The 16,114-nt window shown below is 58.2% G+C and carries 14 protein-coding genes; all 14 read left to right on the top strand.

Translation table 11 applies throughout. From position 1 onward, the window contains the following. Window positions 1-17 precede the first annotated feature (17 nt). Window positions 18-1,307 (top strand): glutamate-5-semialdehyde dehydrogenase, encoded by a 1,290-nt coding sequence (locus LPW13_RS10465; RefSeq protein ID WP_268932634.1) that lies wholly within the window; start codon window positions 18-20, stop codon window positions 1,305-1,307. Next, window positions 1,304-1,951 carry a nicotinate-nucleotide adenylyltransferase gene (nadD, locus tag LPW13_RS10460; protein ID WP_230435211.1) on the top strand — a complete coding sequence of 216 codons (648 nt, stop codon included), beginning with the start codon at window positions 1,304-1,306 and terminating at the stop codon, window positions 1,949-1,951. Before LPW13_RS10465 ends, nadD begins: the two co-directional genes overlap by 4 nt. A gap of 32 nt (window positions 1,952-1,983) precedes the next feature. Next, complete coding sequence (gene rsfS / locus LPW13_RS10455) at window positions 1,984-2,346, top strand: ribosome silencing factor (RefSeq protein ID WP_230435209.1); 363 nt, start codon at window positions 1,984-1,986, stop codon at window positions 2,344-2,346. 11 nt (window positions 2,347-2,357) lie between these two features. After that, window positions 2,358-2,834: a 23S rRNA (pseudouridine(1915)-N(3))-methyltransferase RlmH gene (gene rlmH, locus LPW13_RS10450; RefSeq protein WP_230435207.1), complete on the top strand. Its 477-nt coding sequence runs from the start codon at window positions 2,358-2,360 to the stop codon at window positions 2,832-2,834. A gap of 295 nt (window positions 2,835-3,129) precedes the next feature. Then, on the top strand, window positions 3,130-5,088 hold the full coding sequence (gene mrdA / locus LPW13_RS10445) for a penicillin-binding protein 2 (protein WP_230435205.1): 1,959 nt from the start codon (window positions 3,130-3,132) through the stop codon (window positions 5,086-5,088). Then, window positions 5,081-6,226, top strand: coding sequence for a rod shape-determining protein RodA (rodA, locus tag LPW13_RS10440; RefSeq protein ID WP_230435203.1), 1,146 nt, complete (start codon window positions 5,081-5,083; stop codon window positions 6,224-6,226). The genes mrdA and rodA overlap by 8 nt, the downstream gene beginning before the upstream one ends. Before the next feature lie 133 nt (window positions 6,227-6,359). After that, window positions 6,360-7,349, top strand: coding sequence for a lytic murein transglycosylase B (mltB, locus tag LPW13_RS10435; protein ID WP_230435202.1), 990 nt, complete (start codon window positions 6,360-6,362; stop codon window positions 7,347-7,349). 140 nt (window positions 7,350-7,489) lie between these two features. Then, window positions 7,490-8,380: a septal ring lytic transglycosylase RlpA family protein gene (locus LPW13_RS10430; protein WP_277611215.1), complete on the top strand. Its 891-nt coding sequence runs from the start codon at window positions 7,490-7,492 to the stop codon at window positions 8,378-8,380. Window positions 8,381-8,474: 94 nt separating this feature from the next. Then, window positions 8,475-9,623 carry a D-alanyl-D-alanine carboxypeptidase family protein gene (locus LPW13_RS10425; protein ID WP_230435200.1) on the top strand — a complete coding sequence of 383 codons (1,149 nt, stop codon included), beginning with the start codon at window positions 8,475-8,477 and terminating at the stop codon, window positions 9,621-9,623. Between the two features lie 368 nt (window positions 9,624-9,991). Further along, window positions 9,992-10,273: an HP0495 family protein gene (locus LPW13_RS10420; protein ID WP_230435198.1), complete on the top strand. Its 282-nt coding sequence runs from the start codon at window positions 9,992-9,994 to the stop codon at window positions 10,271-10,273. Then, window positions 10,273-10,971, top strand: a complete 699-nt coding sequence (lipB, locus tag LPW13_RS10415) for a lipoyl(octanoyl) transferase LipB (RefSeq protein ID WP_230435196.1) — start codon at window positions 10,273-10,275, stop codon at window positions 10,969-10,971. The genes LPW13_RS10420 and lipB overlap by 1 nt, the downstream gene beginning before the upstream one ends. A 3-nt stretch (window positions 10,972-10,974) precedes the next feature. Continuing rightward, on the top strand, window positions 10,975-11,967 hold the full coding sequence (gene lipA, locus LPW13_RS10410) for a lipoyl synthase (protein ID WP_230435195.1): 993 nt from the start codon (window positions 10,975-10,977) through the stop codon (window positions 11,965-11,967). A 271-nt stretch (window positions 11,968-12,238) separates the two neighbouring features. Further along, the gene (locus tag LPW13_RS10405) at window positions 12,239-14,416 is read left to right on the top strand and encodes a prolyl oligopeptidase family serine peptidase (RefSeq protein ID WP_230435193.1); all 2,178 of its coding nucleotides are present in this window, start codon (window positions 12,239-12,241) and stop codon (window positions 14,414-14,416) included. Between the two features lie 328 nt (window positions 14,417-14,744). Continuing rightward, the gene (locus LPW13_RS10400; protein ID WP_230435191.1) at window positions 14,745-15,911 is read left to right on the top strand and encodes a TolB family protein; all 1,167 of its coding nucleotides are present in this window, start codon (window positions 14,745-14,747) and stop codon (window positions 15,909-15,911) included. Window positions 15,912-16,114 lie beyond the last annotated feature (203 nt).

The following is a 16,114-nucleotide window of genomic DNA, read 5'->3' as shown; positions in this document are numbered from 1 at the left end:
ATGCATGGAGACCAGCAGTGAACACAGTCAGCGCCACCGAGCAGCAACAGGATTCCACCAGAGCCCGTATGCAGGCCATGGGCCGCGCCGCCCGCGCCGCCGCCCGCCTGATGGCCCGCGCTGATACCGGCACCAAAAACGCTGCCCTCAACGCCATAGCCAATGAGCTGGACCGTCAGCGACCACAGCTGGCGGCGGCCAACGCCAAGGACATGCAGCATGGCCGCGACAGCGGCCTCGATGCGGCACTGCTGGACCGCCTGGAACTCACCGATGCGCGTATTGATGGCATGATCGAAGGTCTCAACCAGGTCGCCGACCTGCCGGATCCGGTGGGTGAGATTTCCGACCTGAAATACCGCCCCAGCGGTATCCAGCTGGGTAAAATGCGTGTGCCCCTGGGCGTCATCGGGATCATTTACGAGTCCCGCCCCAACGTTACCATCGACGCCGCCAGCCTGTGCCTGAAATCCGGCAACGCCACCATCCTGCGCGGTGGCAAAGAAGCGCTGCACTCCAATGGGGCCATCGCCGCCTGCATCACCGCCGGACTCAAACAGGCAGGCTTGCCGGAAGCCGCAGTGCAGGTGGTCGAGACCACCGACCGCGCCGCTGTGGGCGCCATGATCACCATGTCTGAATATGTCGACGTCATCGTCCCTCGCGGTGGCAAAGGCCTGATCGAACGCATCAGCAACGACGCCCGCGTGCCCGTGATCAAGCACCTGGACGGTATCTGTCATGTCTATATCGACGACCGTGCCGACCGCGAAAAAGCCTTCAATATCGCCCTCAACGCCAAAACCCATCGCTATGGCGTATGCAACGCCATGGAAACCCTGCTGGTGGCGGAAGGGATCGCCAACGAAGTGTTGCCGCGGCTGGCAGCGGCCTACAGTGAAAAGGGGGTAGAGCTGCGCGGCTGTGAAAAGACCCGCGCCATCGTCCCCGACGCACAGCCGGCCAGCGACGAAGACTGGGTCACCGAATATCTGGCCCCGGTATTGTCGATCCGCATCGTCGCCGACATGGACGCCGCCATGGACCACATCGCGCAGTACAGCTCCGGTCATACCGAATCCATCGTTACCGAGGATTACACCCGCGCGCGGCGTTTCCTGGCCGAAGTGGACTCCAGCTCGGTCATGGTCAACGCCTCCACCCGCTTTGCTGACGGCTTTGAATACGGCTTGGGGGCGGAAATCGGTATCAGTACCGATAAAATCCACGCCCGCGGCCCGGTGGGCCTGGAAGGGCTGACCTCGCAGAAGTGGATCGTGTTCGGCGACGGACAGATTCGGGAATGAAAACCATCGCGCTGTTTGGCGGCACCTTCAATCCGGTGCACTTCGGCCATCTGCGTATGGCGCTGGAACTGAAAGAGCTGCTCGAACTGGACGAAATGCGCCTGCTGCCGTCGCGCCAGCCAGCTCATCGGGCAGAGCCGGGTGCCTCTGCCCAAGCGCGACGCGACATGGTGGCACTGGCGGTGGAAAACTGCCCGCAGCTGCAGCTGGACGAGCGCGAACTGAACCGGGAAGGGCCCACCTACACCGTAGACACCCTCGAAGAATTGCGGCAGGAACTGGGGAATAACGTCTCCCTCAGTTTCTGCATGGGACTGGACTCCCTGCTCGGGCTGCCCGCCTGGCACCGATGGGAAAAGCTCACCGAGCTCGCCCACCTGATCGTTGTCACCCGGCCCGGCTGGCAGATCCCGCAGGGGGGCGAAGTGGCAGAGCTGCTCGCCCAGCACCGCGGCGAGCCCGAACACCTGCGCAGCGAAGCCGCCGGGCGGATACTGTTGCGGGAGCAGACCCTGCTCCCCATCTCCGCCACCGGCGTGCGCAAACTTATACGCAGTGGCCGCTCCGCGCAGTACCTGCTGCCCGAGCGGGTGTATGAATACATCCAGGCTCACAGGCTCTACCAGCGCCGCGAGCAACTGTAGAAAATTACCATGAACAGAAACCAGTTGGTGTTATGACTGATATCAAGAAAATTGCCGTAAATGCACTGGAAGACCTCAAAGGGAAAGACATTGTCGCCCTCGATGTCTCCGAACTCAGCGACGTGATGGATACCCTCATCATCTGTACCGGTACCTCCACCCGGCAGGTGAAATCCCTCGCCAACAACGTCGTTGAAGACGTCAAGGAAGCCGGCGTCCGCGCGATTGGCGTGGAAGGCATGGAGCAGGGCGAATGGGTACTGGTGGACTATGGCGATGTCGTGATTCACGTCATGCAGGCGGAAACCCGCAGCTTCTACGACCTGGAAAAACTCTGGTCGATGATGCCCAACTCCCGCGATGGCGGTGATGGCAGCGATCCCCACCAGGACTGACCGCACGCCCGATGAAAATCCGAATCATCGCCGCCGGTGGCAAAATGCCGGGCTGGGTGCAGGAAGGCTACAGCGAGTACGCCAAGCGCCTGCCCCGTGAACTGACCCTGGAAATCGTCGAGATTCCCCTCGGCAATCGTGGCCAGAAAAATTCCGCCGCACTGGTAGAGAAAGCCCGCCAGAAAGAGGGCGAGGCCATGCTCGCCGCCATCAACCCCAGAGACCATGTGGTCGCATTGGAAGTAAAGGGCAAAGCCTGGAGTACCGAGCAGCTCTCCCGGGAGCTCTCGGGCTGGCAGATGTCCGGCGACAACGTGTGCCTGCTGATCGGCGGCCCCGATGGCCTGTCACCGGCGTGTGTGGCGCGGGCCAACCAGAAATGGTCCCTGTCCGCCCTGACCATGCCGCACCCGCTGGTCAGAGTGCTGCTGGCCGAACAGCTCTACCGCGCCTGGACCCTGCTGGCGGGGCATCCGTATCACAAGTGATTCTCTCTTTGGTTGATGACCTCTGAATGAATTAATTGGACTGCAATGGCTGTGAAGGTGCCGATGCCGGGTGCTGCTTTGTGAGACCGTCTGCGGCCAGGACGGCCGCAGCCGAGCCCCCAAGGATGGGTTTACGGCGTGTCTCACAAGGCAGCACCCGGTAGCGGTGCCGCCTCGGACCGGTGAAGCAGCCGATCCACAAATAGTGACCACATTACCCATTAAAGGGACCTTTTGTGTACACTCCGTGGTCAAATTCAGCGCCACACCTGCACCCTGATAACTGAACGAATCGATGTCAGATAATCTGCGCCTCAAAGACCCTTACTCGGAACAGCGACTGTTTCGCAACCGCATGGCGGTGGCGATTGTCGGTGTTGTGGTGCTGATCGGGGTACTGGTCGTGCGCTTCTACAACCTGCAGGTGGTCAATTACGAGAACTACCGCACCCAGTCCGACCAGAACCGCATTCAGGTGCGTCCGGTCCCCCCCACCCGTGGCCTGATCTACGATCGCAACGGCCTGCTGCTGGCAGACAACCGCCCCAGTTACACGCTTTCCATCGTGCGCGAACGGGTGCATGACCTGGATGCCACGCTCGAACTGATCGGGCGTCTGGTGCGCCTCGACGACAGTGACGTGGAAAAATTCAAACGCCGCCTGCCGCGCCGCCGCCCCTTCCAGCCAGTGCCCCTGCGCTATCGCCTGACAGAGGACGAGATCGCCCGCATCAGCGTCAACGAATTCCATATGCCCGGGGTGTCGGTCGAAGCAGAACTGGTACGCTATTACCCCGAGCGGGGACTATTTGCCCACAGTGTGGGCTACGTCGGCCGGATCAGTGATCGGGATCTGGCGAAGTTTACCGAGGAAGACGTACGTCGCTACAGCGGTACCCAGAGTATCGGCAAGGTGGGGCTGGAAGCCTCTTATGAGGATGTGCTGCTGGGGGACGTGGGCTACGAGAATGTGGAAACCAATGCCCGGGGCCGCGTACTGCGGGTATTGGAGCGCCAGGACCCCAAGCCCGGTTCGGAGCTGACCCTGTCACTGGATGCGCGCCTGCAACAGGTAGCGACCGAAGCCCTGGGAGAAAACCGTGGCGCGGTGGTCGCCATTGATGTCAAAACCGGTGGTGTGTTGGCCTTTGTCAGTCAGCCATCCTTCGATCCGAACCTGTTTGTGACCGGTATCAGCTTCAAGGACTATCGCGCGCTCAGTGACTCTTTGGATGTTCCCCTGTTCAACCGCGCCGTGCAGGGGCAGTATCCGCCCGGATCCACCCTGAAGCCTATGATGGGGCTCGGCGGCCTGGCGGCCGGAGTCATCAAGAAAGACACGGAAATCAAGGATCCCGGTCACTACAAGCTGCCCAATGACCCGCGCATCTATCGCGACTGGAAGCGTTGGGGGCACGGCGACCACGTAGACCTCATCCAGGGCCTGGCGCAGAGTTGTGATGTGTTCTTCTGGGATATGGCCGCACGCTGGAACATCGATGGTATGCACGATGTAGCCACTCGTTTCGGACTCGGTGCCAAAACCGGCATCGATCTGCCCATCGAGCGTGCCGGACTGTTCCCGTCCCGGGCCTGGAAACGCGGCGCGCGCGGTGCGCCCTGGTTCCCCGGCGACAGCCTGAATGCCGTGCTGGGGCAAGGTTTCGTGCTGGCCACGCCACTGCAGCTGGCGGTAATGACGGCCACCATTGCCAACCGCGGCACCCATTTCCGGCCCCAGGTGGTGATGGCCGTGGACGGTATCGAGCAGCCTCCTGAGGTGCTGCACCATGTAGAGGCGAAGCCCGAATACTGGGATCTGGTGTTCGAGGGGATGGAGGCCGTTGTCTACAGCCTGCACGGTACCGGCAAGAGAGCTGGCAAGGATCTGGACTTCAAGGTGGCGGGCAAATCCGGCACCGCCCAGATTGTCGGGATCGCCCAGGGCGAGCGCTACGACTCCGAGGCGCTGAAAGAGCGCCACCGGGACCACGCGCTGTTTATCGCCTTCGCACCGGTGGATGATCCGCAGATAGCCGTCGCAGTGTTGGTGGAAAACGGTGAGGGCGGTGGCCGGGTGGCTGCGCCGGTGGCGAGGGAAGTCCTGGCGGATTGGGTCGGGCGCCCCCTGGAGGAAACCGCCAGCCGGATGCCGATTGGCTGGCATCCGCCGCTGATGCCTGATGCCGCTTCCGCAGCCCCCAACGTATCCATTCTCCCGAAAATACAGCAGGAGATCAGCGCCCGTGGCTAGTCGCGATTATATGCATCGACTGCCGGATGCCGGCAGTAGCCTGCGCAGCCCGGTGAGTTTTTCCCGGCGCTGGCACATCGACGTACCGTTGTTATTGTTGCTGATGTTGTTGGCCTCGGTGGGGCTGGGGGTGCTGTACAGTGCCTCCGGAGAAGAAATCCACTACGTCAAACGTCAAGCCGTATTTATGGGCGTGGCATTTGTTGGGATGTTGATCGCCGCGCAGATTCCACTGGAATTCTATCGCCGCTGGTCACCGTGGTTTTATCTGGCTGGATGCTGCATGCTGGTGGCCGTGTTATTTTTCGGAGTTGGCGCCAAAGGTGCGCAGCGCTGGCTGCAGATTGGCGGCTTCCGCTTTCAGCCGTCGGAAGCCCTCAAGCTCGCGGTGCCCATTGCGGTGGCGGCCTACCTCCACCAGCGCAGTGCGCCCCCGTCATTTCTGACCGTCATTGGCGCGTTGGCCATCGTTGCGGTGCCGGCACTATTGATCGTACGTCAGCCTGATCTGGGTACGTCTATTCTGATTGCAGCCTCTGGCCTGTTCGCCCTGTATCTGTCCGGCCTCAGCTGGAAAATGATCGGCGGTGCCGGCGTGGTGGCGCTCGTAGCCGCCTGGCCCATGTGGCACTGGGGGCTGCGGGACTATCAGCGCCAGCGGATACTGACCCTGTTCAATCCCGATGCAGATCGCCTCGGCGCCGGCTGGAATATTTTCCAGTCCAAAGCCGCGATTGGCTCTGGAGGCTGGGCCGGCAAGGGGTATATGCAGGGCACTCAATCCCAGCTCGACTTCCTGCCGGAAAGTCATACGGATTTCATCATCGCGGTGTTGGCGGAAGAATGGGGCATGCGCGGCGCGCTGCTACTCCTTTTACTCTATCTGTTGATCATTGCGCGCGGCATCTATATTAGTCTTATGGCCCAGAGTGTATTTGGCCGTTTGCTGGCGGGAAGCATCACACTGACTTTCTTTGTCTACGTGTTCGTCAACATCGGCATGGTCTCGGGACTGCTGCCGGTAGTGGGGGTACCACTGCCGCTCGTGAGCCACGGTGGGACGGCAGTCGTTACCCTGATGGCGGGCTTTGGAATTCTGATGGCTATCAGTACGGAAAGACGCAGAGTGCTTTACTGAATCCCGAAGTCACGGATTCTGGTAAAAATGACGACTCTGCTGCCACTTTTTGGCAGCTTTGCGGTCATAATCCCGCATTCAAGAACAACGGGATACAGGAATAGCGCACTCTATGAATACAGGAGCGGTAATTTTGAAGTGGACCACAGGATTGTTGGTTGGGCTCGGGATGGTACTTACCGCCTGTGCCCAGGATCGGGATCACGGAGAAAACGCACAGGCACTGGCCTTTGTGGATCGCATGGTGGAAGAGCACAACTTCGATCGCGAAACGCTCATGAAATTAATGCGGGAATCAAAGCGAAAAGACTCCATCCTCAAGGCCATCAAGCGTCCTGCCGAAAAAGCCAAGCCCTGGAACGAATACCGCAAAATCTTCCTGACCAGCGCCCGTATCAGCGGCGGTGTGGATTTCTGGGACAAAAATGCCGAGGCGCTCAAGGCGGCGGAGGAGAAATACGGTGTGCCTCCAGAACTGATCGTCGCCATCATCGGCGTCGAAACCCGCTATGGTGGTAATATGGGCAGTTATCGAGTGCTGGATGCCTTGTCTACACTGGCGTTCAACTACCCGCGGCGCTCGCAGTTCTTTACCAAAGAACTGGAAAACTTCCTGTTGCTCACGCGCGACCAGAACGTGGATCCGACCACGCTCAATGGCTCCTATGCCGGCGCTATGGGCTTCGGCCAGTTCATGCCCTCCAGCTACCGCCACTACGCGGTGGACTTTAACGGTGATGGCAAGGTAGATATCTGGACGGATACCGAGGATGCCATCGGGAGTGTGGCCAACTATTTTGCGGAGCATGGCTGGAAAGCGGGTGAACCGATCACGGTGATTACCCAGCCACTGCCCAATGCGGATATGACCGTGGTTAACGATGACCTGAAACCCAAGTGGACCGTAGGCCAACTGGCAGAAAAGGGGTTCCCTACCACGGCGCAGGTCACCAAAGATATGCCCGCCAGTGTGTTCTCTCTGAATACGGATAATGGAAAGCAGTTCTGGATCGGGCTGAACAATTTTTATGTGATTACCCGCTACAACCACAGCCGCCTGTATGCGATGGCGGTCTATGAGTTGGGGCAGGAAATCATCAAAGCTCGCGGTGGTCGTTCCTGAAGGGCGTTCGTCGAGCAATATACTATTTATAAATGGATTCACTTGTAGATAGATCAGCACCAGCGCCCATGTAGCGCCGGTATAAATAACAGTATGATCGCGGTTGCGGGCAGCAGTGGCGCCTGTGCCGGGGGGAAGACATGACAAAAACTCTATTCAGGCTTGGCACTGCCTGTGCCCTCGCTATGTTAGGTGCCTGTAGCACCGCACCACTGCCGAAAGATTCGCAGACCGGCAACGAGAAAAACGACGTGCCGTTCGATCAGTTGCGCGACAGTGGGCCCGATGTGCCGGTGGATATGCTGGCAACACCGGAGGTGACACCGGTACGGGAACCGATCGGTGTTGCCGGAAACAAGTCGCCCTACGTTGTAGCCGGCGTCAAGTACCGGGTGCTTCAGGGCGCCAAAGGTTACAAAGAACGCGGGCACGCCTCCTGGTATGGCACAAAATTTCACGGACGTAAAACGGCCAATGGCGAGGTGTATAACATGTACGCCATGTCTGCCGCGCACAAGACTCTGCCTCTCCCCAGTTATGCCAAGGTCACCAATCTGGATAACGGTCGCAGCATCATTGTGCGGGTAAACGACCGTGGTCCTTTTGTGCCCGGGCGCATCATCGATCTCAGTTATACCGCGGCACAGAAGCTCGGCTATGTCGACAAAGGCGTGGCGCGCGTAGAAGTGGTCGCACTGGACCCGGATTCCCTGCCCAGTGCCACAGAAACCCTGGCTGTAGAAAAAGACGCCGCGGCGCGCCAGGCACTACCGGAAGATGCCAGCTTCAAGCTGCCTCCAAACACTTTCCTCCAGGTTGGCGCCTACAGTTCTTCCAGCCAGGCGGAGGAAATCCGTAAACAGCTTGCCGCCGCATTCGGCTATCCTGTATCCGTCAGCCCGGTGAAGAGGAGTGGAAAAACCCTCTACCGGGTGCGGATCGGGCCGATTGCCCAGCAAAGGGCACTGGCGGCACTGCGAGAGTCGGTCGAGCAGAAGTCGCTGGGGCAGCCCCAGGTAGTGGTGGACTGACCCGTCAACTGCTGCTCAGGTCGTAGACCAGTGCGCACGCCCGGCTGGATCCGGGTTTAGACAAACCTGAACGTAAGGAAATAAAGAGATACCCATGTTCAAACGCTTATTTGCCAGTCTGCTGTTGATTGTCAGCGCCAATATAGCCCACGCAGACAAACCGCTGATACCGGCTCCGCCGCAACTGGCCGCCACCGCTTACCTGCTGATTGACGCCCATACCGGGCAGGTCCTGGTTGAGCACGATGCAGACAAGCAGATTCCGCCGGCGAGCCTTACCAAGATGATGACCAGTTACATCGTCTCGGAAGAACTTGAGAAAGGCGGTTTAAAAGAGCAGGACCTGGTGAACATCTCGGAGAAAGCCTGGCGCAAGGGCGGGTCCAAAATGTTCGTTAAAGTCGGCGAAAAGGTGCCTGTCATCGATCTGCTGCGCGGTGTCATCGTGCAGTCCGGTAACGATGCCAGTATTGCGCTGGCAGAACATATTTCCGGCAGCGAAGAAGTGTTTGCCGAAGTGATGAACCAGCATGCACAACTACTGGGCATGGAGGACACCCACTTCGTCAACGCCACCGGCTGGCCCGCAGATGGACACCTCACCACGGCGCGGGATCTGGGTAAGCTGGCGCGTGCACTGATCCAGGATCACCCCGACCACTACGAGCTGTACTCTGAAAAGTACTTCCGTTTCAACGGTATCAACCAGCCCAACCGCAATCGTCTGCTGTGGCGCGACCCCGCAGTTGACGGCATTAAAACCGGCCACACCGAAGAGGCAGGCTACTGTCTGGTTGCCTCCGCGGTCAAACGCGGTATGCGCCTCATTTCCGTAGTGGTCGGTACCGAAGGCGATGAAAAACGCGCCGCTGAAACCCAGAAACTGCTGGCTTACGGTTTTCGCTATTACCAGACCCACAAGGTTTATGGCGCTGACGATGTGCTACAGACCGAGCGCGTATGGGGCGGCAAGACCGACAGCGTTGGCGTAGCCGTGAAAAACGATGTATTCGTGACCATTCCCCGCGGCGGCGAAGAAAGCATTAAGGCCGACCTGATCGTGGATGGTGAACTGGAAGCCCCCCTGGCCAAGGGCCAGCAGGTGGGGAAAGTGATTGTGACCCTGGACGGTGAAACCGTCGCAGACGTTCCTGCGGTGGTTGCTGAAGAAGTGGAAAAAGCAGGCTTCTTCAAGCGTATCTGGGACTCTCTTAAGCGCTTTGTGATGGGACTATTTAAGTAATTCAATACCGCTAGTGAGATCTAGTGGCGCTGCGGCTACCGGGTACAGCTTTGTAAGACACGCCGTGAACCCAGTCCGGCCGCTTCAACGCGGCGCCTTCGGCCCATGGGGGCTCTTCCGCGAGGTGGCCCGGCCGCTCCATGTATTCACGGCGCCTTCGGCCCCTCTCGCGGAAGGTCTTACAAAGCTGTACCCGGTAGCAGCACCTTCGCTTCGGCTTTCGCTGTATAAATCACATGATCGTGCTCAAAGGTCAGTTTTGTCCCGGCACCTGTCCACTCCCGCTTCCCCACTGTATAATCGCCGCCCGGCCGCAATCCCCCGGAATCCCCGGTTTTAGTCCAGACCTGCGGCCTTGTGAGTGTGGTATGACCCAAGATTCAGAGCAGCAGCCTCCCAAGATCGAGTTTCCCTGTGAAGACTACATGGTCAAAGTCGTGCGCGATGCGGATGACGACGTGCACGAATTTGTGCTGGAAGTCATGCGCCGGCACGCGCCGGAGCTGGATGAAAGCAAGCTCAAGCACAAGCCCAGCCGCAACGGCAAATTCACTTCAGTGACCTTCTATATCGTCGCCACCGGCGAACCGCAGCTGCAGGCACTGTTTGATGAGCTCAAAGCCCATCCGGGCGTGCACATGGTGCTGTAATGGCCGATCAGAGCGTCGCGATTTTTGACCTCGGCCGGCGGGATTACGAAACCGTCTGGCGTGCCATGGCCCATTACACTGACACCCGTGGCAGCGACGCCCGGGACCAGATCTGGTGCGTCGAACATCCTCCCGTATTCACCCAGGGCCAGGCCGGCAAGGCCGAGCATCTGCTGAATACCGGGGATATTCCCGTGGTGCAGGTAGATCGGGGCGGCCAGGTGACCTATCACGGTCCCGGTCAGCTGGTGGTCTACCCGCTGCTGGACCTCAGGCGCAGCAAGATCGGGGTGCGTGACCTGGTGACCGCGCTGGAAGAAGCCACCGTGGCGATGCTGGCAGAGTACGGCATCGCCGCCGCGCCGCGGGCAGATGCGCCCGGCGTCTACCTCACCGACGGTCCTCGCGCCGGCAACAAGATTGCCTCCATCGGCCTGCGGGTGCGCCGCGGTTGCAGCTTCCACGGTATTGCGATCAATATCGATATGGATCTGGCACCGTTCCTGCGCATTAACCCCTGCGGTTACGCCGGTATGCAGATGGTGCAGATGGCAGAAGTCATCCAGCCGGTGCCCGCGTGGAAGACCGTGGCCGATCGCTTTGTTGCCGCGTTGCAACAGGCCCTCAAATTATCCAACGCCGGCTGGGAGCCGATGGATGAAACTCTCTTTGCGGTACCCGAACCGAATCAGGAATAAGTAATGGCTGATAAACCCGAAATCGTCCCGGTAAAACGCACCCGCCGCCTGCAGCAGGGGGAAAAACTGCGTGACGGCGAAAAGGTGGAGCGTATTCCGGTCAAGGTCATCGCCAGCGACCAGACCCTGCGCAAGCCGGACTGGATTCGCGTGAAAGTCCCCTCGGTAAAAGCGTCCAAAGAAGTGGAGCGCATCAAGAGTATTTTGCGCTCACAGAAACTCGCCACCGTGTGTGAAGAAGCCAGCTGCCCCAACCTGGGTGAATGCTTCAGTGGCGGCACCGCCACCTTCATGATCATGGGCGAGATCTGTACCCGTCGCTGCCCCTTCTGCGATGTGGGCCACGGCAAGCCGAACCCGCTGGATCCGGAAGAGCCCAAACAGCTGGCAGAAGCCATCGCGGCCATGAGCCTGCGCTACGTGGTGATCACCTCTGTGGACCGGGATGACCTGCGCGATGGCGGTGCCCAACACTTTGCCGACTGTATCAGGCAGTCCCGTGAATTGTCGCCCAACCTGCAGGTGGAAATCCTTACCCCGGATTTCCGCGGTCGCATGGACGTGGCACTGGACATTCTCGAGGCCGAGGCCCCGGATGTATTCAACCACAACCTGGAAACCGTGCCGCGCATGTACCGGGAGTCCCGCCCCGGCGCCAACTACAAGTGGTCCCTCAAACTGCTGCAGGAATACAAAAAGCGCCGCCCGGACGTCCTCACGAAATCCGGCCTGATGGTGGGCCTTGGCGAGACCAAGGAAGAAATCTTTGAAGTGCTGGACGATATGCGTGAGCACGACATCGACATGCTCACCATCGGCCAGTACCTGCAGCCGAGTAAGGAGCACCTGCCGGTACAGCGTTACGTTCACCCGGACGAATTTGAGGAATACCGCCGCTACGCCGAACAGATCGGCTTCACCCACGCCGCCTGTGGCCCGATGGTGCGCTCCTCTTACCACGCAGATAAACAGGCTCACGGCGAAGTGGTGAGCTGAGCTCGAGAGGCTCCTCTTACCTGAATGGCATCCGATTGCGCCCGGCAGTGTCCCTGTCGGGCGTTTTTGTTTCTACGAATGGGTGTTTTATAGCTTCCAGTTTCCCAATATTTATCCTGCATCCTGTTGGTTTTTCCACAGAATATGTTGCCCGGGTATTCTGGCTGGAGAATTGCTTGCAGTTTGGTGCCGGATTGGGTTTTCTACCCCATCGTGCAATAAGTGCATTTTTCGTCAAACGTTTTACATAAAACAGCAATAAGAGATGCCGATGAACAAGCTCACCCTGGTCGCCGCAGTCAGCCTGCTGGCCGCGTGCTCTGGCGATAACGCCGTTGAAGGAGCACCGGGCGGTGTAAAGGCACAGCCTGAGACCTCCACTACCAGTACCCAGATGACAGCAATGCAATACCCGGACACCCGTAAAGACGACGTAGTCGATACCTACTTTGGCACCCATGTGGCGGACCCTTATCGCTGGCTGGAAGATGACCGCAGTGAAGAGACCGAAGCCTGGGTCGAAGCACAGAACAAGGTGACCTTCAGTTTCCTGGATCAAATCCCTTACCGCGACGATCTGAAGAATCGTCTTGAAGAACTGTGGAACTACGAGAAAGTGGGTTCCCCGTTCAAAGAAGGGGATTACACCTACTTCTACCGCAATGACGGACTGCAGAACCAGTATGTGGTGTGGCGCAAGAAGGGAGATGGTGAAGCGGAAGTTTTCCTGGACCCGAACACATTCAGTGAAGACGGCACTACTTCGCTGGCAACACTTGAGTTCTCCAAAGATGGCTCCATTGCCGCCTATGCGATCTCCGAAGGTGGCAGTGACTGGCGCAAGATCATCATCATTGATGCAGAAACCAAAAAGGTATTGGAAGAGCCACTGGTAGACGTGAAGTTTTCCGGTATTTCCTGGAAAGGGAACGAAGGCTTCTACTACTCCAGTTACGACAAGCCCGAAGGCAGCGAGTTGTCTGCAAAAACCGACCAGCACAAACTCTATTTCCACAAGCTTGGTCAGGCGCAGTCTGAAGATCGGCTGGTATTTGGCGGCAAGCCAGAGGAGAAACGTCGTTACGTTTCCGGCAGTGTGACCGAAGACGATCGCTATCTGGTGATTTCCGGTGCGACCTCCACCTCTGGCAATGATCTGTATATCCGCGACCTCACTAAAGCAAATGCGCCGTTGGTGCAGGTGCTCGACGATTTCGACTCTGATACCTACGTACTGGATAACCAGGGCAGCAAGCTGTATCTGGTCACCAACCGCGAAGCGCCGAACAAAAAAATCGTCACCGTCGATGCCGCCAATCCCACTCCGGACAACTGGCAGGACTTTATTGGTGAGACCGACAATGTGCTGACCGCCTCCACCGGTGGTGGCTATGTGTTTGCCGAGTACATGGTGGATGCGTTGTCAAAAGTCTATCAGTACGACTACGATGGCAAGCAGGTGCGTGAAATCGAGCTGCCCGGTCCGGGCAGTGCCAGCTCCCTGAGTGGTAAGCGCGAAGACAAAACCCTGTACTATTCGTTCACCAACTACAAAACCCCGGCCACCATCTTTGGGTTCGATGTAAAGCAGGGTGAGTCCAGTGTGTATCGCAAGTCGGGCGCTCAGTTTGATCCGGCGCAGTACGAGTCTGAGCAGGTATTCTACACCTCCAGGGACGGTACCAAAGTGCCGATGATGATTACCTATAAGAAGGGCCTGGAGCGCAACGGCAAAAATCCGACGATTCTGTATGGCTATGGCGGCTTCAATATCAGCCTGACGCCGTCATTCAGTATTGCCAACGCGGTATGGCTCGAGCAAGGCGGTGTGTATGCCGTTCCCAACCTGCGCGGTGGCGGTGAATACGGGAAAAGCTGGCACGATGCGGGTACCAAGCTGCAGAAGCAGAATGTGTTCGATGACTTTATTGCCGCCGGTGAATACCTGATCGAAAAAGGCTACACCTCCAGTGATTACCTCGCGATCCGCGGTGGCTCCAACGGTGGCCTGCTGGTTGGCGCGGTGATGACCCAGCGGCCGGACCTGGTAAAAGTAGCGCTGCCAGCAGTGGGTGTGATGGATATGCTGCGCTACCACACCTTCACCGCTGGTGCGGGCTGGGCCTATGACTACGGCACCGCGGAAGACAATAAGGAAATGTTCGAATACCTTTACGGTTATTCCCCGGTACACAATGTAAAAAATGGTGTGGAGTACCCGGCTACCCTGGTCACCACCGCCGATCACGATGACCGTGTCGTGCCCGCGCATTCGTTCAAGTTCGCCGCGGAACTTCAGGATCACCAGAGCGGCCCTGCTCCGACGCTGATCCGCATCGAGACCAACGCTGGTCACGGTGCCGGCACGCCGGTATCCAAGACGATTGAGCAATATGCGGATATTTTCGGATTTACGCTTTACAACATGGGTGTCCAGACCCTGAACTGATAATGACATAAGCCCGGCAGCCGCCGGGCTTTCTCCTGTTTCTGTGTGAACAAGTCCACCTTCACATTGCCCTGCCTTTCGCATCCTTCCTCTTTCGTTCGTGACACCCGTCCACATTTTTAACAAATTGGCTTCTGGATCATCTTTCCACGGGGTTGTTTTCAATTCCAGACACGTTGCAACTAAGCGCATGTACATCGCGTATGTACATCAATGATGTATGGCGCCGGAAATACTCTTTTACTGCAAGGTCGGAAAATTGGAGATATCACTGCCAGTGGTCAATCACCTCGCTGTGGGAATTAGCAGGCTTTTTGGATTTGCCAGTATGTTGTGTTTCGCTTTTTCCATGTGTGTTTCCGCACAGGAGTTGGCATTCAGCAGCAAAGTGATGGGGCCGGTTTCCAATGTGGTCACTTACTCCGCAGATGGGAAATTACAACAGGTTACCGACAATATCCGCTGGCGGGATGTGGATGCGGATATCTCCAGTCTCGGCGCTGTGGCCTTCTCTTCCAATCGCGAGGAGAGCACTGAAATTGATATTCACCGGCGCACGGAAGCGTTCGATATTTATTGGGCGCCGCAGAGGGGAGGAGCACTGGAGCGGCTGACAAAAACACCTGGCAATGAAATGTTGCCGCGCTTCAGTCCCGACGGGCGCCGGTTGGCCTATGTCTACGAGCGAAGCCAATTACTGGTTCAGGCACTTCCCAAAAGCGACACGCCGGATAAAAAAGGCAAGTCTCCACAACCCGTATTTTCTGCCGGCGAGATTCTTGATTTCGCGTGGTCACCAGATGGCAGCAGTTTTGTAATCGCCATGCGCTCTGAGACGGGGGCTGCGCTGATGCTGCTGAGGCCGGCGTGTCATTCGAGTGAAGATCCAGGCGTGAGCGGCAAGTCGGGTGACCACTTCCCCAGCAATGATGCGATCCCATTTATCCCCTCGGTACTGAAAGAATTTCCGCGGCTGGGCGCGCAAGCGGAAGGCTCTTGCCCGCAGTGTGGGAGTGTGACATCGCTGGCCTGGTCGCCGGATGGCGAACGCATCGCCTACATTCTTCATCCCGACGAGGCGGGGGTGCGTACTTTGCGAGTACTCGCGTTACAGGGGCGGGAGGATGTGCCGGTTTCTGATGCCAGCCATCAGGTACAAAGCCCGGTGAGTTGGTCCGCAGACAATAAGTCTCTGCTGTACTCGGCACTGGTGGATTACCGCTATTTCTACGACGAGCGCAATCATCGCAAAGTATATGAAGGCAGCATGCAGGTGTTTCACACGGACCTGGATGGTCATCGTGAGCCCTTGGCCGGGGCGGGTGGCGCAGCCCGCGCGCCGGTTTTTTTTGGCGACTCGCAGATAGCCTATCTGTTTGCCGAACAGCTTGATGCGAGAAAGTATTCGTTGGTTGTGCAGGATCTGCAGGGCGGCGAGAGACAACGGATATTCGACGATGTGTCGAAAAAATCTGTGCTCGCCGTGCGTAATTGAGCCTGTTAAGGATCTATCTGATGTCTGCTGATCGAACTGAACAATGGATTCGCGACCGGCTTATGCCAGTCCTTTTTTTGGGCGTGATTGCACTGCTGGTGTGGCTGTTCCTGCTCAACGGATCGCAAACCCCGGTGACACAAACTGCACGGCCGGCGACTGAGCCCCCTGTTTCCAACACCGCGGCGCCAGCGGAACGGCTG

Origin of the sequence: Microbulbifer celer, assembly GCF_020991125.1 — a bacterium.
GTDB lineage: Bacteria > Pseudomonadota > Gammaproteobacteria > Pseudomonadales > Cellvibrionaceae > Microbulbifer > Microbulbifer celer.
The sequence above is the reverse complement of the archived record's forward strand: the minus strand, read 5'-3'. Positions and strand labels throughout refer to the sequence as shown.

Bases quoted from the DNA above. Each gene is read 5' to 3' on its own strand.
- lipB (WP_230435196.1), top strand. From the start codon at position 10,273: ATGGCCGATCAGAGCGTCGCGATTTTTGACCTCGGCCGGCGGGATTAC.
- LPW13_RS10430 (WP_277611215.1), top strand. From the start codon at position 7,490: ATGACAAAAACTCTATTCAGGCTTGGCACTGCCTGTGCCCTCGCTATG.
- nadD (WP_230435211.1), top strand. From the start codon at position 1,304: ATGAAAACCATCGCGCTGTTTGGCGGCACCTTCAATCCGGTGCACTTC.
- LPW13_RS10405 (WP_230435193.1), top strand. From the start codon at position 12,239: ATGAACAAGCTCACCCTGGTCGCCGCAGTCAGCCTGCTGGCCGCGTGC.
- rsfS (WP_230435209.1), top strand. From the start codon at position 1,984: ATGACTGATATCAAGAAAATTGCCGTAAATGCACTGGAAGACCTCAAA.
- lipA (WP_230435195.1), top strand. From the start codon at position 10,975: ATGGCTGATAAACCCGAAATCGTCCCGGTAAAACGCACCCGCCGCCTG.
- LPW13_RS10420 (WP_230435198.1), top strand. From the start codon at position 9,992: ATGACCCAAGATTCAGAGCAGCAGCCTCCCAAGATCGAGTTTCCCTGT.
- mrdA (WP_230435205.1), top strand. From the start codon at position 3,130: ATGTCAGATAATCTGCGCCTCAAAGACCCTTACTCGGAACAGCGACTG.
- LPW13_RS10400 (WP_230435191.1), top strand. From the start codon at position 14,745: ATGTTGTGTTTCGCTTTTTCCATGTGTGTTTCCGCACAGGAGTTGGCA.
- rlmH (WP_230435207.1), top strand. From the start codon at position 2,358: ATGAAAATCCGAATCATCGCCGCCGGTGGCAAAATGCCGGGCTGGGTG.
- LPW13_RS10425 (WP_230435200.1), top strand. From the start codon at position 8,475: ATGTTCAAACGCTTATTTGCCAGTCTGCTGTTGATTGTCAGCGCCAAT.